This window comes from uncultured Pontibacter sp., from assembly GCF_947492645.1.
Classification (GTDB): Bacteria; Bacteroidota; Bacteroidia; order Cytophagales; family Hymenobacteraceae; genus Pontibacter.
Window position 1 is genome coordinate 219537 of sequence record NZ_CANLMZ010000010.1, and the last position, 18917, is coordinate 238453.

General features: G+C 46.6%; 13 protein-coding genes. 7 read left to right on the top strand and 6 right to left on the bottom strand.

All coding sequences use genetic code 11. The features are described from left to right. Window positions 1-7: 7 nt before the first annotated feature. The gene (locus Q1A23_RS16510) at window positions 8-1009 is read right to left on the bottom strand and encodes a glycosyltransferase family 9 protein (protein WP_299825291.1); all 1002 of its coding nucleotides are present in this window, start codon (window positions 1007-1009) and stop codon (window positions 8-10) included. 263 nt (window positions 1010-1272) lie between these two features. Here Q1A23_RS16510 and Q1A23_RS16515 point away from each other — a divergent pair, with 263 nt between their 5' ends. Continuing rightward, window positions 1273-2061, top strand: coding sequence for a hypothetical protein (locus tag Q1A23_RS16515; RefSeq protein WP_299825294.1), 789 nt, complete (start codon window positions 1273-1275; stop codon window positions 2059-2061). A 42-nt stretch (window positions 2062-2103) separates the two neighbouring features. On the opposite strand, the gene Q1A23_RS16520 is transcribed toward Q1A23_RS16515, so the two are convergent. After that, window positions 2104-2289 (bottom strand): hypothetical protein, encoded by a 186-nt coding sequence (locus tag Q1A23_RS16520; RefSeq protein ID WP_299825297.1) that lies wholly within the window; start codon window positions 2287-2289, stop codon window positions 2104-2106. A gap of 139 nt (window positions 2290-2428) precedes the next feature. On the opposite strand from Q1A23_RS16520, the gene Q1A23_RS16525 reads away from it, so the two are divergent. From Q1A23_RS16525 to Q1A23_RS16535, 3 genes are all read left to right on the top strand, one after another. Beyond that, the gene (locus Q1A23_RS16525) at window positions 2429-3667 is read left to right on the top strand and encodes a pitrilysin family protein (RefSeq protein ID WP_299825300.1); all 1239 of its coding nucleotides are present in this window, start codon (window positions 2429-2431) and stop codon (window positions 3665-3667) included. Window positions 3668-3744: 77 nt separating this feature from the next. Next, on the top strand, window positions 3745-4389 hold the full coding sequence (locus Q1A23_RS16530; RefSeq protein ID WP_299825303.1) for an O-methyltransferase: 645 nt from the start codon (window positions 3745-3747) through the stop codon (window positions 4387-4389). Window positions 4390-4694: 305 nt separating this feature from the next. After that, on the top strand, window positions 4695-7238 hold the full coding sequence (locus Q1A23_RS16535; protein ID WP_299825306.1) for a LysM peptidoglycan-binding domain-containing protein: 2544 nt from the start codon (window positions 4695-4697) through the stop codon (window positions 7236-7238). Window positions 7239-7330: 92 nt separating this feature from the next. Here Q1A23_RS16535 and Q1A23_RS16540 read toward each other — a convergent pair whose 3' ends face one another. Next, entirely contained in the window at window positions 7331-8656 is a 1326-nt protein-coding gene (locus Q1A23_RS16540; protein ID WP_299825308.1) for an MFS transporter, read from the bottom strand. A 178-nt stretch (window positions 8657-8834) separates the two neighbouring features. Between Q1A23_RS16540 and Q1A23_RS16545 the strand changes: the two genes are divergently transcribed. Together Q1A23_RS16545 and dnaE are read left to right on the top strand one after the other, a co-directional pair. Beyond that, on the top strand, window positions 8835-9914 hold the full coding sequence (locus Q1A23_RS16545; protein WP_299825312.1) for a mechanosensitive ion channel family protein: 1080 nt from the start codon (window positions 8835-8837) through the stop codon (window positions 9912-9914). A 213-nt stretch (window positions 9915-10127) separates the two neighbouring features. Further along, complete coding sequence (gene dnaE / locus Q1A23_RS16550; RefSeq protein ID WP_299825313.1) at window positions 10128-13748, top strand: DNA polymerase III subunit alpha; 3621 nt, start codon at window positions 10128-10130, stop codon at window positions 13746-13748. An 86-nt stretch (window positions 13749-13834) separates the two neighbouring features. Here dnaE and Q1A23_RS16555 read toward each other — a convergent pair whose 3' ends face one another. After that, window positions 13835-15532 (bottom strand): S41 family peptidase, encoded by a 1698-nt coding sequence (locus Q1A23_RS16555; protein WP_299825315.1) that lies wholly within the window; start codon window positions 15530-15532, stop codon window positions 13835-13837. Window positions 15533-15961: 429 nt separating this feature from the next. On the opposite strand from Q1A23_RS16555, the gene trxA reads away from it, so the two are divergent. Then, entirely contained in the window at window positions 15962-16288 is a 327-nt protein-coding gene (gene trxA / locus Q1A23_RS16560; protein WP_046310372.1) for a thioredoxin, read from the top strand. Between the two features lie 63 nt (window positions 16289-16351). Here the strand turns inward: trxA and Q1A23_RS16565 are convergent, their stop codons facing one another. Both Q1A23_RS16565 and Q1A23_RS16570 read right to left on the bottom strand, forming a co-directional pair. After that, window positions 16352-16864, bottom strand: a complete 513-nt coding sequence (locus tag Q1A23_RS16565; protein WP_299825324.1) for a YetF domain-containing protein — start codon at window positions 16862-16864, stop codon at window positions 16352-16354. A gap of 41 nt (window positions 16865-16905) precedes the next feature. Then, window positions 16906-18834 (bottom strand): hypothetical protein, encoded by a 1929-nt coding sequence (locus tag Q1A23_RS16570; protein ID WP_299825326.1) that lies wholly within the window; start codon window positions 18832-18834, stop codon window positions 16906-16908. Between the last annotated feature and the right edge of the window lie 83 nt (window positions 18835-18917).

Sequence of the window (18917 nt, forward strand, 5' to 3'; positions counted from 1 at the left end):
TGTTGTTTTATACTATCTCAGCCAGTTGCAGCACCTCCAGCAGTTGCTCGTTGCGTATTTCCCTGGCGCATTTAAAGTGTCCTTCAGGGCAGGCTTTGTAACCATGCAGGCCACATGGGCGGCAATACAAGGGTTCTTCGCGTTCTACTATGTTAGCAAAATCGGCCAGCGGCCCAAACCCAAATTTAGGAACAGTAGAGCAGTATATGGCACAGGTAGGAGCATTCAGCGCAGAGGCAAGATGCATTGGTCCCGAATCATTCACATAATTAAGTACGGCATCGCGCATAAGTGCCGCAGACTGCAACAGGCTTAGCTGGCCGCACAGGTTCTGTACACGCTCGTTTGTGCTATGCCCAATAATCTCGTCGCAATGGGCCTTATCTGCCGGAGAGCCCAACAAGTATACTTTATACTTTGGATCTATACTATTAAGAAGTGTTACCCATTGCTCCTTCGGGTACTGCTTAGTAAACCAAACCGAGGTTGGGGCCATGCAGATAAACTTTTCCTGCTTCAGGGCTTCTACCTTGGCAAAATCAACCTGGCTTGGGTATAGCTTCGGCTTGGCGGGCGTGGCATCGGTTATACTTTTAATCAGCAGGTGGTTGCGCTCTACCTCGTGTGTGCCGGTAGTTACATCGTGCCGGTGCTTGTGCGTAAAAAACCTCGAAAACGGGTTCTTGTCAAACCCTACAGTCTCCTTTGCACCAGACAAGGCGGTAAGTATACCTGTTGCGCCAAAACGCTGCACGTTTATTACTAAGTCATACTTCTCGGCACGTATCTGCGACAGCAGCTGCATCAGGCTTTTATACTTGCCTTCTTTCTTGTTCCAGATAAGAACCTGCCGCAGCAGCGGGTGCTCCTTTATCAAACCTTCGTTGCCTTTGCGCAACAGGAAATCAAGCTGCGCCTCCGGATAAAATGCATGCAGTTTCTCGATCAATGCCGTTGCCAGCACCACATCTCCTAAAAAGGCGGTTTGTATGATCAGTATCTTTTTCATGATAAGCACCCGAAGTATGGGGCAAAGCTACTTTAAACTTGCCTGAGTTAAAAATTACGGCCTTCTCAAATCTTAAACAGAGTGCAGGTATAATATAGTATTAAATCTATACTTTGCCTGACAAATATTTTCCCTAAGTTATTATGAATAATTTAGGTTTTATTTCGTTTTCTAGCTTGTTTTAAGCTTCGCGCTTGCGCCAGCTGCTTAAAAGGCCGGGCCCCTGAAACGTAACTTAGCAAAGTATAGCACTTAATTAAAGTATGAAAAAAACCAGTACACTCCTATATCTTAAACAAAGCCGTTCCCCCTTTGCATTTTACAGCGCTTTGGCATTTATACTTTTGTTTATGCCCGGTTGTGTGTCTACCTATATGCCCAATGTGCCCAATGTGCCCATGTTCACGCAAAAAGGAGAGCTAAGTGCTGGTGGCCATATTACTCCCAAAGGCAATATCACCTTTAATACAGCGTATGCGGTTACAGATAATTTTGCAGTTATTTTAAACGGCTCTATGCTGAACAGCGAACGAAAGAAAAGGGATTTCAGGCACAACCTGCTGGAGGCTGGCGGTGGTTACTTTACTACGTTTGGCCCGGACCAGAACAGGATACTGGAAATTTATGCTGGCTATGGCGGGGGCAGCAGCGACCGCACCGAGAAAGACAAGTATGAAGACGGCACCATGCACTATAAACGCATGGAGGCCAACTTCAGCAAGTATTTTGTGCAGGCAAACTTTACTTCAAAAAAGAAGAAATCGCTGAAGCTGTTCAGCAGAGAGTACCCGTTAAACTATGGCACCACCCTGCGTGCAAGCTACGTAAACATGCACGACTACCTGGTAAACAGCGAGCCCGCTAAAGAAGAAGACAATATTTTCCTGGAGCCCATTTTTTACACCCGCCTCACGCTTAACCCATCGGTGCAGCTGCAGTATACTTCTGGCACCACCTTCGGGCTGAAAAACCGCGATGCATTAACAGCCGCCTATTCTGTTTTCTCGCTTGGGTTTGTGATTAACGTAGGGGGCAAAGCCAAGGGAAATTAAACTTAATAGCGTAACAACAGGCAATTTAGCTGCTTATGCGGGTTAACTTGAAGTCAGGTGTATTGCCTGGTTTAAAGTATGTGCCCATGCAGGCAATGGCCTGGCCACGCCCACCACAAAGCCGAATTTATACTTTGATTTTACTGCGGCAGCTATAACCTGAAATTTGCCAACCCAATCTAAAGCACCCGTTAGCCTAAAATAAGGAGAAAAGGCATGTGGCAGCACTAAACCAGGATGCTGTAAAGTATAAATGCTTAGCAGGGAGATGTAATTCCTGTTAAGCTATTTACTTACAAAGAACCTTCGCTGTCTCCTCAAGATTCTACTTCTTTTTCCGTACCTTTGCAGGCTAATTTCAAATTGAATGCTTGATTATCAAACCCATACATTACCCAACGGAATACGCATAGTGCACAAGCAAGTGCTGCATACCAAAATTGCCCATAGCGGGTTTATTATGGATATAGGCAGCCGCGACGAATGCCCAAACCAATTGGGCCTGGCCCACTTCTGGGAGCACATGGCATTTAAAGGCACGCAAAAGCGTAAATCATTCCATATACTTAACCGCTTAGAGTCTGTTGGCGGCGAATTGAACGCCTATACCACAAAAGAAAAAATCTGCTTTTACAGCTCTGTACTTGATAAACACTTTGATAAGTCTTTTGAGCTGCTCACGGACATTACCTTTCACTCTGTTTTTCCGGAAAAGGAAATAGAAAAAGAGCGCGGGGTTATACTTGAGGAGATGGCGATGTATTTAGACACACCCGAAGAAGCCATTGTAGATGAGTTTGATGCCGTTATTTTTGAAGGCCACCCGCTGGGCAACAACATACTAGGCACAAAGGAGAGTGTTTCTAGCGTAACCAAACAGGATTTCCTCGACTTCATTAACCGCAACCTTAGCAACAACTCGCTGCTGTTCTGCTCGGTAAGCAACCTGCCCTTTGAAAAAGTGGTAAAGCTGGCCGAACGTTATTTAAGCGATATCCCCAATGTACAGAAGCAACGGGAGCGCATACCGTTTACAACCTACACGCCTAAAACTGTAACAATCGAGAAACCGATTTCGCAGGCACATTGTGTTATGGGTTGCCCTGCCTATGCCCTGTCCGACGATCGCAGAATTCCGTTCTTCATGCTCTCGAACCTTTTAGGCGGCCCCGGCATGAACTCCCGCTTAAACCTGGCAGTCCGCGAAAAGCACGGCTTGGTTTATACTATTGATGCCAATTACGCTACGTACATAGATACAGGCTTGCTTACGATTTACTTCGGCACAGAGAAAAAGCAACTAAAGCGCACCACCTCACTTGTACTAAAAGAACTGAAGAAGCTACGCGAAAAGCCACTAGGATCGCTGCAACTGCACACCGCCAAAGAGCAATTAATGGGGCAGTTGGCTATGGCCGAGGAGAGTAACATGGGCCTGATGATGATGATCGGCAAAAGTATACTTGACTTGGACCGGGTAGAATCCCTAAACGAGATTTTCGACAAGATCAAAAGCATACAGGCCAACGACCTGGTAGAGATTGCCAACGAAGTACTGCGCGAAGACCAGCTAAGCTTCCTGAACTATGTGCCTGTTAATGATTAGATGGCTGAACTGACTGGCAAGTATATACTTTCAGTAAACCACTAACGTTCATAAACTTAAAAAACAATATAGCCCAAATGGAATTCATTGATGAGGACCTGCAACGCTACGCAGAAGAGCATACTTCTCCTGAAAACGAGATACTTCGCAAAGTAAACCGACAGACGCACCTGAGCGCCATGAAGCCACGCATGCTCTCGGGGCATATGCAAGGCAGGTTGTTGTCGATGTTTTCGCAGATGCTAAAGCCAAAGCAGATATTAGAGGTAGGCACTTACACAGGTTACTCTGCCCTTTGCCTCGCCGAAGGACTACAGCAGGGCGGCACCCTGCACACCATTGATATCAACGAAGAGCTGGAGGACCGTGTGCGCGGCTATTTTGAAGATGCAGGACTCTCCCAAAGTATAAAATACTATATCGGCAACGCCCTGGATATTATACCCACAATAGACGCAGCGTTTGATCTCGTGTTTATAGATGCCGATAAAATAAACAACGCCGCCTACTACGACATGGTGATTGACCGCGTAACAACCGGCGGTTATATTATTGCAGACAATGTACTCTGGAGCGGCAAAGTGCTCGAGAAGTATAGAAAGAAGTTAGACGAAGACACAGCTGCCTTACTTGCCTTCAATAAAAAAGTGCACGACGACCCGCGGGTAGAGAATATCCTGCTGCCCATTCGCGATGGGTTGATGGTAGCCCGGAAAATATAAGCAGCACAACGCTGAAAAAAAGGGGAACAAGCTTATTGCTCGTTTCCCTTTTTTGTGTAATACCTATCTCCATCAAAATATTTGCAAGGCACTACCTAAAACAGCAAACCCTGCGATGGGTAAAAAATTTAACTAAAAATACTTCGTTAGTAAGTATAAAGAGCGGTAAAATCCTTTAATTTTGCATTAACTATATTGTTTTCTGAATATATTAATGCATAGATAATTAGCTCGCTGTTATTCAACCGGCAGTAGAGCCTAAACACAGATTTTTTAGCCAAAGTATAATTACCATTTTCCTTTTTATGAGAAAACAGCTACCCCTTCTCGTTTTGCTGCTTTTGCCTTTGCTGGCATGGGCGCAAAACGTAACTGTACCCAAAAATGTGTACTTCGCTGATGTGCACCTGAGAATATCAGACGGCGCACAGCAGGAGATTCAGAAGAAAGTAGACGCCCTGCACCGAAACCAGACTTACTTTAAAATCAAAGTTGACCTGGCAAACGCTTACTTCCCGGTTATTGAGCGCGTATTTAAAGAAGAAGGCGTTCCGGACGACTTTAAATACCTTGCCCTGCAGGAAAGTGGCCTTATCGGCGATGCCGTTTCTACTTCGAATGCTGTTGGTTACTGGCAATTTAAGAAAGAGGCCGCTTCGGATTTTAACCTGCGCATGGATAACGTGGTGGATGAGCGCCGCCATATCATCGAGGCCAGCCGTGGTGCAGCGCAGTATTTTAAGCGCAGCAACAAAAACTACGACAACTGGTTTACCTCGCTGCTGTCTTATTACCTGGGTTATACAGGCGTAAAAACCTATTCGAAAGCATCAGACAAAGGTGCCCGAAAAATGGATATCACAGAGAAGTCTCACCCATACGTAATTACTTTCCTGGCACACAAGATAGCCTACGACAACTTTGTAGGCAGAGACAAGCCGGCTGTATCGCTGCGCGAGCTGCGTGCTACCCCGGGCCAAAGCCTGACAGATATCGCCCTTGCCACTAAGACAGATTTTGCTGAGTTGGAGAAATATAACAAGTGGTTGTTGGGCAACTCTATCCCATCAGACAAAGATTACTACGTAATGATACCAGTACGTGGGGATGACAAAGGATTAGTGGCATCGACTAAAGAAGAGGCCCCTGCGCCAGCAGCTAAACCGACTCCCAGTACAGCGCAGCAAACAGCCGCTGCGGCAATAGTAAAACGCAACGGGTTAAATGCAATAATTGCCCGCCCTGACGACACAAAAGACAAATTGGCTTTACAAGCCGGCCTATCAACCCGCAAGTTTTTAAAGTATAACGACCTGCATGCATTTGATGAAATTGTAGCTGGTGCGGCATACTATACTGAGCAGAAAAAAGTAAATGCAGATGCTGAGTACCACGTAGTACAACCCGGCGAAACAATGCAGCTGATATCGCAGCATTACGGCATCAGGTTAAACTACCTGCGCTATAAAAACCGCATGGCCCGCAACGAGGTAGCTGTACCAGGCCGTGTACTTTGGTTACAGAAGCGCCGTCCGGCTGCTACGCCTGTAGAGGTAAAAGATGCCAATGCTAAGCAAAGTATAGCTTCAGCCACAAAAGGCAACAGCCGCCAGGAAAACACAGCGGTAAAAGAAACTACTGCAGCAGCTAAAAACGAAGCACCAAAAGAGAACATTTTCAGGCGCTTCATCAACAGCTTTAAGAAGGATAAAAAAGAAACTGCCCCTGCAGCGGAAAAATCACCGGTTGCACAAGCTGCACCAGTTGCCGCACCTGCCAAGCAAGCAGAGCCAGTAGCAACAGAAACAGCACCTGAAGCAACTCCTGTAGCAGAGAGAACAGCAGCAGTTGAAACTCCTGTAACAGAAGAAGCCGCTCCAAAGCCTGCTGCTGTTTTATACCCTTCCAGCAAGGATAGGCTGGTGATAAAGCCTAAACCAGAGAACCCGGCAGCAGCTAAAGCCGAACCAAAGAAAGAAGCAAAAGCAGAGCAGCCGAAGCAGGAAGTTAAGCCTGAAGCAAAACCAACACCAGCTGCACCTCAAAAAGAGGCCCCTGTTGCAGCCGCACCGGAAGCAAAAACTGAAGCCGTTGCGCAACAGGAACCGGCAACAGTTCCTGCCAAAGAAGCAACTCCGGCTAAGCCAGCCGAGACTGTTAAAGAGGTTGTGGCGGCACCAGCTAAAACGGTAACAGCTACCCCAGCAGCAGTTGAAGAGGAGGCTACCTACACCTCCACAGAAGCTCCGGTTGCAAAATCAGCAAAGCATGTGGTAGCAAAAGGAGAATCGCTTTATAGTATATCAAAGCAGTATAACACAACTGTGGCAGAACTTACAAGCTGGAACAAGCTAAGCAGCACCGCGCTACAGCCTGGCCAGGAGCTTATTATCGCAGAACCATTGGCTGCCGCAGAAGTAAGCGATGTTGCCGGGAATGCAACAGAAGTTCAGGAAACGGAAAAACCCGCTGCAGATTACCATACGGTAGTAGCCGGTGAAACCCTTTACCAGTTGTCTAAGCGTTACAATGTGTCTGTAGATAACCTGCGTGCCTGGAACAACCTACTTGACAACAACCTGAAGCTTGGGCAAGAACTGCGTTTGACTGCACCAGAAGATGCCACAGAAGAAGTTGAAGCAGAACCAGCTGCCACAACAACAACTGAAAAGGCGACAGCTGTCCCGACTACAACTGGAAGCACGTACCATACCGTGGTAACCGGCGAAAGCATGTACCAGATATCGCGCAAGTATGGCGTTACCATAAAAGATGTGATGGAGTGGAACAACAAATCCGACTTTAATGTAAAGCCAGGCGATAAGCTCCTGATCAAAAAGAAAGATTAACGTTTGACGCCTAATAAGATAAAGAGCCTGCCGCAAAAGCAGGCTCTTTTTTTGACATGTTTTCCTTATCAGAAACAAAAGCTAAAGGCAACCTATCGCTCTTCTGGCGGTGCAGTTAAGTTAGATGCAGTATGTAAACCTCTTGCAATTTCAGGCACTATGCCGAGGCGCTCGTAAATAGGTTGCACCATGCGCCGCAGCTTAGGCCGGTAAACTGCAAACGGAATTATACTTAAAGCACAAAGCAATCCGCAGCCAGCTAATGTATACCCTACCCCTATCTGCTCTGCAACAGAGCCAGCCAGCATGCTGCCAATAGGTGCCATTCCCATAAAAGCTGTAGAATAGAGGCTCATTACACGGCCCCGCTTGTCATCGTCGACCAGGGTTTGCAGCAGCGTATTACAGGAGGCCATCGTTACGATCATCCCGAAACCTGAAAACAGCATAAGCACCAACGACAGCAGCAGCACTTTAGAGAACGAAAACGCAATAAGGGCCAGCCCAAAAATAAGCATGGTGGCCAGTAATACCTTGCCCAACCCTACCACCGATTTGCGCTGCGCCAAAAATAGTGCTCCGGTAAGTGCGCCAAATCCGGAAGCTCCCATTAAATAGCCCAGCGTATTGGCACCACCGTGTAAGATATCGCGGGCAAAAACAGGCAGCAGTACCGTAAAGGGCATTCCGAACAAGCTTAGCAGGGCCACAATAATAATAAGTGAGCGGATAGGCGGAAAACCGAAAGCATACTGAAAGCCATACTTAAGCGATTGCCATACTTTATGCTGCTGTGCCACACGCTCAAATGGCTTCAGGCGCATCAGCAGCAACGAACCAAGTACAGCTATATAACTAACAGCATTAATTAAAATGCACATGCCCTCTCCCACAGCCGCTATCAGCAACCCCGCAATAGTTGGCCCCACCAGTCGCGCCATGTTAAATAACGATGAATTAAGGGCTATGGCGTTGCTCAGGTCTTCTCTTTTATCCACCATCTCCACCACAAAAGTTTGCCTGGTAGAAATATCGAACCCATTCACAATGCCCAGAAAAGCGCTTAAAGCCAGCACCTGCCATATCTGAATCGCATCGGTGAGCACCAGCACCGCTAGCGTAGATGCCTGCACCATGGATAGGGTTTGGGTAACGAGCAGTACCTTGTGGCGGTTAAACTTATCGGCTAGCACACCGGCAAAAGGGCCAAGTATAAAAGACGGAATCTGGCTTGAAAATGTGACTGCCCCAAGAAGGAACACAGAATCGGTGAGGCGGTATACAAGCCAGCTAAGTGCTATTTGCTGCATCCAGGTACCGATTAGCGAAATACCCTGCCCCACAAAAAAGAGCCTGTAGTTACGGTAACGCAAGGCTCTGAACATGCCACCAAGTTTGCTTTCTGTTGTTTCTTCCATACTTCTGTTCATCCGTTACTCCGGCGTAGGCCTATACTTACGTATAAGGCAAGTTTAACAGTTATATCGTTTTCCCGGCAAACGCTAAGCCCGGAACACAGGGTACATTTTCTGATTAAGGGAGATAAATGGTAACTTAGCAAACAGACCACACATTAGACCCTATAATTATTTAAGCATGGAGCAACTGTTAGAGAGAGTATACTTTCAAAACACAGTACAGGATTACATTATCGTTTTAAGTGCCATTGCAATTGCAATGCTTTTGATCAAGTTTTTCAAGCGCACGATCCTGTTCAGGATCATAAGATGGGCTGAAGCTACTGACACGCGATTTGACAATTACATTGTTGAGGGAATAAATAAGTTCGGTATTCCTATACTTTACTTTAGCGCTATCTATATCAGTATAAGTTACCTCACGCTTTCAGAAAGGGCGCAGCGGGTGTTAACCATAGCTGTCACAGTAGCCATTACTGTGATGGTGGTGCGTTTTGTGATATCAACCATCCTCTTGATTATCAGGTCGTACCTGCACCGGCGACACCCTGAAAAAGACACAGTAAACGAGTTAGGCGCTCTAAAGCTAATCGTAAACGCACTTATCTGGTTTATAGCCATAGGCTTTTTACTGGACAACATGGGTTACGACCTAACCGCGATCATTGCTGGTTTGGGTATCGGTGGTATAGCTGTGGCACTAGCTGCGCAAAATATACTTGGCGACCTTTTTAACTACTTCGTAATTTTCCTGGATAAGCCTTTTGAGGTAGGGGATTTCCTGGCCGTGGATGATAAAAGCGGAACCGTAGAGCATATCGGTGTTAAAACAACCCGCATTAAAACCCTGTCGGGGGAGCAACTGGTTTTCGCAAACAGCGACCTTACAAGCTCCCGCATCCACAACTACAAGCGCATGCAGCGCCGCCGCATTGTTTTCTCGATTGGTGTAACGTACCAAACTGGCTATGAGCAACTGGAAAGGCTACCGGCTCTGCTGCAATCCATTGTGCAGCGCCAGGACGATGTTGAGTTTGACCGCGCCCATTTTAAATCATACGGCGACTCCAGCCTCGATTTCGAAATAGTATACAACGTGCTGCGCCCAGACTACAACTTTTACATGGACACGCAACAAGCTATCAACCTGGCCATATTTAAAGAATTTGAACGCATGGGTGTTGAAATGGCTTATCCTACACGCACACTTTTTGTGGTAAACCAACAGCAGGAGGAAGTGCGTAACCAGGAAGTATAAGCTACAACTTTAGCTAAGTATAAACTTAGAGGCAGCGGGATTATTCCTGCTGCTTTTTTGTTAGTAAGTGTGTTAGTAAATGGGCTGCTTTAGGTTTGGGCGGCCGGTCTATTTTCCGTAATTTTAACATCCCGAAAATGGCTTCAAGTACAGCTTTTACTTTACTTTAAGGTCATTGTTAATTCTTCTTTCGTATTACATAATTCCTCCTGAATGCCAGTTTTTTCGCATTTACATACGCATACGCAGTACTCGCTGCTCGACGGTCAGGCTAGCATCAGCGCGCTTATGAAAAAAGCGCAGGCCGATGGCATGCCCGCCGTTGCCATGACCGACCACGGAAACATGTTTGCCGCCTTCAACTTCGTGAACGAGGCGAACAAGTATAACGTGAAACCAATTGTAGGCTGCGAGTTTTATCTTGTAAAAGACCGCCACCAGAAAACGTTCAGCAAGGAAGTAAAGGATGTACGCCATCACCAGCTGCTGCTTGCCAAAGATCAGGAAGGCTACCAAAATTTGGCCAAGCTTTGCTCTATGTCTTACATTGAGGGTATCTACAGCAAGTGGCCGCGCATTGATAAAGAACTCCTGCTGAAGTATAGCAAAGGCTTAATTGCCACCAGTTGCTGTATTGGTGCCGAAGTGCCGCAAGCTATACTTTGGAAAACCGAAGAGGAAGCCGAAGAGATATTTAAGTGGTGGCTCGATGTGTTTGGTGAGGATTATTACATCGAGATTCAGCGCCACGGCCTGATGAACATTGACGGGACCGGCAAAAGCCAGGAAGACATCAACCAGGTGCTGCTGAAGTGGGCCAAAAAGTATAACGTAAAAGTTATCTGCACCAACGACTCGCACTATGTGGACCAGGAAGACTGGAACGCACACGACATTCTGCTTTGCGTGAATACCGGCGAGGACCAGAGCACCCCGGTTGGTGACTTTACCACAAAATATTACCGCTTTCTGAGTGATGACCAGAAGGTGATCTATGATACGGTGGAGAATGTGCGCAGCACGTATGGCCATCAATCCAGCGTGCGCCAGATGCTGAACCGTATTGATGAGGCTGGTCCGAAAACACGCTTTGGCTTCCCTAACGACCAATTCTACTTTAAGACGCAGGCCGAGATGAACGAGTTGTTCAAAGATGTGCCTGAGGCTGTAGATAATACAAACGATATTGTAGACAAGATCACGCCTCCTAAACTGAAGCGCGATATTCTGCTGCCCAATTTCCCGATTCCGCCGGAACATGCCGGCCCGGATGCATTCCTGCGCCACCTTACGTACGAGGGTGCCAAAAAGCGCTATACGGATATCACGCCTGAAATTGAAGAACGCCTGGACTATGAGCTCCGCATTGTGGAGACGATGGGATTTGCCGGTTACTTCCTTATTGTGCAGGATTTCATTAACCGTGGCCGCGACATGGGTGTGTTTGTGGGTCCTGGTCGTGGTTCGGCTGCTGGTTCTGCGGTGGCTTATTGCATAGGTATCACCAACATCGACCCGATAAAGTATAACCTGCTGTTCGAACGTTTCCTGAACCCGGAGCGTGTGTCAATGCCCGATATTGATATTGACTTTGACGACGTTAACCGCCAGCGCGTGATCGATTATGTGGTGGACAAGTATGGCAAAACACAAGTAGCCCAGATCATCACATTTGGCACCATGGCTGCCAAGTCATCTATCAAAGACGTGGCGCGCTCTACCTCGCTGCCGCTTGCAGAAGCAAATGAACTGGCCAAAATGGTACCGGACACCCCAGGCACTACCTTGGCGAAGGCTTTTATGGAAAACCTGGACCTGGCTGCCATCCGCGAAGGAAACGACCACCGCGCTGCTGTGCTTAAACTTGCTGAAAAGCTGGAAGGCTCTGTTCGTAACACAGGTATCCATGCGGCAGGTGTAATCATTGCTCCGGATGATATTACCAATTACATCCCGGTTTCCACTTCCAAAGACTCTGACCTGCTGGTAACACAGTTTGATGGAAAGGTAATTGAGAGTGCCGGCATGCTAAAGATGGACTTTCTGGGCCTGAAAACCCTGACCATTATCAAAGATGCGCTGGAGCTGATCAAGAAGAACCACGGTGTTGAGATCGATATAGATGAAATTCCGATAGACGACGAAAAAACCTACCAGCTTTACCAGCGTGGTGATACGATAGGCACGTTCCAGTTCGAGTCGGAGGGTATGCGCATGTACCTCAAAGATCTGCAGCCTACCAACATTGAAGATTTGATTGCCATGAACGCCCTTTACCGCCCGGGCCCGATGCAGTTCATCCCGAACTTCATTAACCGTAAGCATGGCAGGGAGGAAGTGGAGTACCCGCACGAACTGCTGGAGCCGATCCTGAATTACTCTTACGGGATCATGGTGTACCAGGAGCAGATTATGCAGACGGCCCAGATTTTGGCTGGTTACTCGCTGGGTGGTGCCGACTTGCTGCGCCGCGCCATGGGTAAAAAGGACATGAAAAAGATGGCCGAGGAGCGTGAGAAATTCATTGCCGGAGCCGCCGAAATTCATAAGATCCCTGCCAAGAAGGCCTCGGAGGTATTCGACGTGATGGAGAAGTTTGCCCAGTACGGCTTTAACCGCTCCCACTCTGCCGCTTACTCAGTTGTTGCTTACCAGACGGGTTATCTGAAGGCTCACTACCCTGCTGAATACATGGCTGCCGTGCTTACCAACAACATGAACGACATCAAAAAAGTGACGTTTTTTATTGAGGAAGCCCGCAAGCAAGGCGTTGCCGTACTTGGTCCGGACGTGAACGAGTCGTTACTCAAGTTCAACGTAAACGAGCAGGGGCAGATCCGTTTCGGTTTGGGTGCGATAAAAGGTACCGGTGAAGCTGCTGTAGAAGCCATCATCTCCGAACGTGAGAAAGGCCTGTACCAGGATATCTTCGACTTTGCCAAGCGCATTAACCTGCGTGCGGTAAATAAAAAGACCTTTGAAAGTATGGCCCTGGCCGGCTGCTTCGACTCATGGGAGCTATACCACCGTGCCCAGCTGATTGAGATACCGGAAGGCGAAAGTATGCCTTTACTGGAGAAAGCTGTGCGTTACGGCAACAGTTACCAGGCAGAGCAGCAGGCAGCACAACAGTCGCTGTTTGGTGGTGGAGCCGCTGTAGCTGCGCCGCTTCCAAAAATACCGGAAGTACCTGTCTGGACACAGGCAGAAATGCTTCGCCGCGAAAAAGAGGTAGTAGGCTTCTACATGTCCGGCCACCCACTCGATCAGTTTAAGCTGGAGATAGATTCTTACTGCACCTGTCCGCTGGATAAGATTGAAGAGTATAAAAACCGCGATGTGAACGTGGCCGGCATGGTAACCGATGTGGTGATCCGCACGGCTAAAAATGGTAACCCGTTTGCGCTATTTACCATCGAGGATTACGACACGTCGATGCAGATGGCGCTTTTTGGCGAAGACTACGTGAAGTTCTCGCCATACCTGAAGATGGGTTTATACTTGTTCATCAGGGGCAAGGTGCAGCTGCGTTACAAAACCGAAGACCAATGGGAGTTAAAGCCACAAAATATCCAGCTTTTGGGTGATGTGCTGGACAAAATGGCACAAGGTGTTCAAGTTAATGTTAACCTGCAGCTTTTCACGCCAAACCTGGCCGAAGCTTTAGAAAACGCCATTGTTTCAAGCCCTGGACAGAAACGCCTGGAAATTATGCTGCATGTACCCGAGGAAAAGCTTGCCTTGCCAACCTACTCCAGAAAGTATAGAATCGATCCGAAGTTATTCTTAAGCTCCATCAAGGAATTGGGCTTAGGTGAGTGTAAGTTGCTGTAGCATCAATTTCGAATAGAACCTGCTCAAGTATAAGAAAAGAGGCTGTTGCTACAAACAATAGCCTCTTTTCTATTATAATAGCGCTATCATTTTGCTACCTCAGCGCTGTGGCTCCACGGTTTCTTGGCCTCGGCGATAGCTGCATCTAAAAGTGCATCCTTACCTGCCGCTATACTTGCTATAGTAGGCTTTACCTCCTTGTCAATCTTCACACCCTTACGTTGCTCGAAAGTGCCATTTGCGCCACGCTCTCCTACACCTGTAAACGCAACTCTGGCACCGCCTGGCAATGGTAGCCAGGTAACATTGCCTGTTGTTCCGGCCGTTTGCGATCCCATCACGATGGTATTAGGCCGCTGGGCCAGGTTAAAAGCACAACTCTCTCCCATACTTTGCGTGTGTTCATTTACCAGCACAATCATATTACCGTTGAATGGCACCAGTTCAGATTTGGCAGGTCGTTCAAAATCATAAGCAAATGTTGCAAAGAACCCCGGGTAGGTTACCAAGGCGTTTGCAGACATAGAAACAGGCATCTTTTGCTGGAAAAAAGCAGGTATTGCCTGGAGGTATACATTATAATTGGGGTACTTGCGCAGGTCCATGATAACGGTTTTAGCATGCTGCAAATCCAGGAACAGCTCTTTTAATAAAGCTGTACCTTTTATTGCCCCAAAATCTACCCATACTATACCATCCCCCACTTTGCTCCACAGCGGCTGCTTTGGCTTATCATGCATTTTTGCAAACTGCTGATACGGGTAACGCTTTATGGTTTTGGTTAGTCGTTGGTTCCCTCGTTTAAATTCTACTGTCACATTATCAGTAGTATCTACATGCAGCAGGTAATCGGCGATATCGCGGTTGGTAGCAGCTTCGTTTGAGCTTATCAGTAAGGGTTGCAGGAATTTTACCCGCTCTTTTACCGGTTTTCCATTTATACTTGTAATGATGTCTCCCGCTTTTACATCCAGCGCTTTGGCTACTGAGTCCGAAACAACTTTGGATACCACGAATCTATTTTCTACATAACTCAGGTAAAACGGAGCCTTAGGCCCCCACATATTGTTAAGCACCGGGCTATTCAAAAAAGCATGGCTGTCAACCAACTCTTTGTTCAGCTTCTGGATAGCCAGGTGATAAGCAACTTCATTTGCGGCCTCAGAGAACACAGGAATGTAGGCGTCCAGCACAGAGATCCAACTTTTCCCAATAGTCTGCTTGTGCGGGTAAAAAAAGTTGATGGTGTTCCAGTACCTTGCCAGCGCCAGTAGCCTTGTCTCCTTACCAGGGTAAGCAGGGGTTGCCATTGGCTCCTCCGTAAAAAGCACATAATCCAACGTGTACTCTTTATACTTGTTAGTGATGTATTTGCTATCAACCGGCTTATGGTGTTCATACATCTTTTTTAGTTGCTGCTTTAAGGTACCACTAATGTTGTAGGCCTCAATTTCTTTTGCAGAGAATATGGCTTCAATAGAATCCGCCTTGGGTAGGTTGTAAGCAGCGGCAAGCTCCGGGGCAGGAACCAGGTTGTATAAACCGTCCAGTAATTTGTTAAACTCCCCCTGGCTTTTACTTACCGTTACTTTAGGAACATAGCTTATATATACCGAATCCCAGTTTATTGTGCCGGAGGCAACCTCAGGGTGATAGTACTTCATCAGGCCCCATACTTTGGTCAGAGTGGCAATACGGTCAACGGTTCTTTTATCCTGGGCAAAAGCCTGGCGGTGTACTGCCAGCGCAAGTATAAAGAAGAGGCAGATTTTAAATGATTTCATTTTTCTGTTCCGGAGGATTGTTATTAAGCGTTAGGTAATGCACTTACGTACAAACTATTATACTAGTATAGATGCTTTAAAGAGACTAACCGTTGCCTGATAGCTTGATGTATGCTTCTGTTTAGATCTCCTGCGTTCACTTATCTTTTTAACTGCTCCTCCAGATGCCAATTTATCTACTTATACTCCGCTTCCGAATTATTTTCTGCCCCTGAACTTGCTTCTAAAACTTTTATTCAAAACATTTGTTTGTACAAATAACTTGCACCTATACGCATACTTTATCGTAAGTAAACAGGTGTAGATAGAACCAGTAACAAGAGCAACAGGACAGCTTGTCAGGTTTAGGTAGTTTGGGCGGAAATTTGCCAAACCTGTAATTGTTACTATATTTAAACTTAGAAATTAACACAACAAACCATTAAAGTTATGGCTAACAAAGCAATAGAGATCACAGACTCGAATTTTGATGAGATCATCAATTCAGATAAACCAGTATTGGTAGACTTTTGGGCAGAGTGGTGCGGACCGTGCCGCATGGTAGGCCCGATTGTAGAAGAATTGGCTGGCGAGTACGAAGGCAAAGCTGTTATCGGTAAAGTTGACGTGGACGCTAACCCTCAGACATCTGCTAAATTTGGCATCCGCAGCATTCCTACGCTGCTGGTTTTCAAGAACGGCGAAGTAGTAGATAAGCAAGTAGGTGCTGTGCCTAAAAACGTGCTATCGCAGAAGCTGGATGCTCAAATGGCATAAGTAACAAAATAAAAGTATAAAAACGGCCTCTCCCGCTACTACAGCTAGAGAGGCCGTTTCATTTTAATCCTCTTCCTTGCAGATAATACTGATATCGCCGTTGCGCTCTAAGTAAGCTTTGTGGATGGCACTTATCTCTGGCCTGTGCCCGGAGTTGCGCATAGCCTCCAGAAGGTCGTTCTCGGTAACGCTGTTGCTGCGCATTACCTCCCACCGCACCTCTCCATCTTTCACAAGCTCCTGTGGTTTGCCCTTGATAATGTTTCCGAATCCGTTTTCAGTATTAAATGCCACCGTTGCCAACAGTTTATGGAGCAATACCAAAGTTAAGGCAGCAGCTAGTGTTGGCCAGAATGGCGCATTGCCCGTAATAGCACGGCTTAAGATGGAGCCGTAAATGATACCCAGTACAATATCGAATGCTGTATTTTTACCAAATATTCTATGGCTGCCAATGCGCATAATAGCAAGAGCCGCGAAGAATACTCCCACGGCTCTCAATGACATCTGCCACCAGTTAAGCGTTCCTTCCCCGATGCCAAACAATAAATTAAAAGTATCAATGGCTTCCTGCATACTTCAGAAAACGCACAGGAAACCGAAGGGTTATACCTGCCTTAGCCGGCGTCGTTGCAGTTGCAGAGGCTTTTATCAAGGCTGTACAGCACCTCGAAGTTCTGCTCCACTTCTTTTATAAGCTCTCGCAGCCTATTGTTATACTCCTGCACCCGCGTTAGCCTTACCACCTCCAGTTCTACCTTATTCACCTGGTCCAGCAACTGTATACTTTTCCCGAACTCAATATTTTTCTCAACCATGCGGCTAATATACTGCTCCAGGGCTGTGTTGGGAGTGGCTGTTGCGGTTTGCAGGTTGCTCTCGATGCACAACTGTCTTTTAAGGTATTTAAAAACTGTCTGCTCGGCAGTCTGGTTTAGTTCGTCTTTCTTTTTTAGCGCTTGCTTTAACTTATAGCCGTCGTAGCGTTTGTTATACTCTGTTACAGCATCGCGTACTTTTTCGCGGCAGCTGTGGCATTTGCTTGCCGCAGCTTTGTCTAGTAAAGCATTTCGCTGTGGTACTGTTTCGTCGGTAGCCTCAGCTGCGTCTAGCTTCTGCAATTCCTGTGCATATACTTCGGTGTACTGCAGGTCTTCCAGCTTCTTTATCAATCTTATTATGGCTTCGCCTTCTACAGACGCAGACAAGTACTCCGCTTTAGGCAATTCCACGGCATAAAGCTTCGCTAAAGCTAGCTCCCGCTTATCAGGTGTGTTCCAGCTTTTAGGATCATTTTCAAGATCACGCAGGGTATTAACCAGTATTTTACCGTTTTTCAGGTTATGGTCGGCCTCTAAGTATAAATCAGCGTTGCCAAGTATGGCTTCGTACTCTGACTTAAAGATATTTATGTACGCGCTGTTTTTCTTAAACTCCTTTTCGCGGGCATCAAAAGTGCTTTTCAGGCGCTTATACTCCTGCACAATGCCAAACAGGTTTTTAGCATTTACCTCCGGGCTGTTGTTGCGGTAGTTGAGGCGGTATGTGTTCAGGTTCTGCTTCATTTCAGCAAATACACGCAAAAACTCCACATAGAGCTTCTCCTGCCGGAACGTTTCATCGTTTACCAGCTTTTGCTCATAGGCGCTCAGTATTTTTTGCTTGCGCTTCTCAATTAAATCCAGCGTTACTTCATCACCAGTCAGCACATCCATTTTGTATAGCGATTTGTAATTGGCCACCACCATAAACGGATAGTCTTTGTAGGCAGCAAACTCCTCCAGGCTTTTGCGGTCTAACCTGCTGGTGCTTTTAGACAGGTAATCTGCTAGCTTAACGGATTTTATACTTACTCCTTTCACATCGTTTGGCACAAATACATAAATGCGCACCGAGTGCAGGCGTGTGTCAAACTCCTGGCCCTCGTACAGGCGGATGGTAGAGCTAAACTTATACTCTTTTTTACCTGAGCGGGCATTTAGCAAGTTGCCAAACTCACCAACCAGCGATAGTATGGCTCCCGACGGATTTGTAAGCTTTGACAGATTTACCAGTTGGTTGGCAACAAGGCTAAACACCTGATCGCCATCATTGTTTGTAACTGCCTTTGCATTTATAACGGCATCAATGCTGCTTTGCGTAGAGGTTAAAGGCATTTTATCGATGATACGCACTACCTCCAGGTGGTCGCTTACCTGTGTTTTATACTCTTTCTTATCCTGGTTTACATAAAAATTGTAGAGCGGGTATACAATGGCATCGTTGCCGAAAAGCTTCATGTTTTTTAGCTGCGCCGTTATAAACAGGTACTCTAATTCGTTGCCGTATTTTTTCTTCGGTTTCTTTACCCCTCTCTCCAACTCGTTTAGCACCCGGGTAAACTTGTTGCCGTTAAACAAATAAATGTCTGTGGAGAGGTACTGCCACTCATCCGTAAATGCAAAATCATCGTTATAGCTGTAGCCAAGGCGAGTTTCGATAGTGCGTTGGGCAAAAGCCTGCTGGCAAAGCAACAGCAGAAAAAAAGCGAGAACTATTTTCTTCATAAACTACGTTAAAAATCTTGTAGCAGTACAGGTAAAAAATACTGAGAAAGGGCAACGTTTTTGGTTGATCATTAGTGCAATAA

Excerpts from the sequence above, each read along its gene's own strand:
- Q1A23_RS16555 (WP_299825315.1), bottom strand. The coding sequence starts at position 15,532 with ATGAAATCATTTAAAATCTGCCTCTTCTTTATACTTGCGCTGGCAGTA.
- Q1A23_RS16515 (WP_299825294.1), top strand. The coding sequence starts at position 1,273 with ATGAAAAAAACCAGTACACTCCTATATCTTAAACAAAGCCGTTCCCCC.
- dnaE (WP_299825313.1), top strand. The coding sequence starts at position 10,128 with ATGCCAGTTTTTTCGCATTTACATACGCATACGCAGTACTCGCTGCTC.
- Q1A23_RS16540 (WP_299825308.1), bottom strand. The coding sequence starts at position 8,656 with ATGGAAGAAACAACAGAAAGCAAACTTGGTGGCATGTTCAGAGCCTTG.
- trxA (WP_046310372.1), top strand. The coding sequence starts at position 15,962 with ATGGCTAACAAAGCAATAGAGATCACAGACTCGAATTTTGATGAGATC.
- Q1A23_RS16565 (WP_299825324.1), bottom strand. The coding sequence starts at position 16,864 with ATGCAGGAAGCCATTGATACTTTTAATTTATTGTTTGGCATCGGGGAA.
- Q1A23_RS16570 (WP_299825326.1), bottom strand. The coding sequence starts at position 18,834 with ATGAAGAAAATAGTTCTCGCTTTTTTTCTGCTGTTGCTTTGCCAGCAG.
- Q1A23_RS16530 (WP_299825303.1), top strand. The coding sequence starts at position 3,745 with ATGGAATTCATTGATGAGGACCTGCAACGCTACGCAGAAGAGCATACT.
- Q1A23_RS16510 (WP_299825291.1), bottom strand. The coding sequence starts at position 1,009 with ATGAAAAAGATACTGATCATACAAACCGCCTTTTTAGGAGATGTGGTG.
- Q1A23_RS16535 (WP_299825306.1), top strand. The coding sequence starts at position 4,695 with ATGAGAAAACAGCTACCCCTTCTCGTTTTGCTGCTTTTGCCTTTGCTG.
- Q1A23_RS16545 (WP_299825312.1), top strand. The coding sequence starts at position 8,835 with ATGGAGCAACTGTTAGAGAGAGTATACTTTCAAAACACAGTACAGGAT.
- Q1A23_RS16525 (WP_299825300.1), top strand. The coding sequence starts at position 2,429 with ATGCTTGATTATCAAACCCATACATTACCCAACGGAATACGCATAGTG.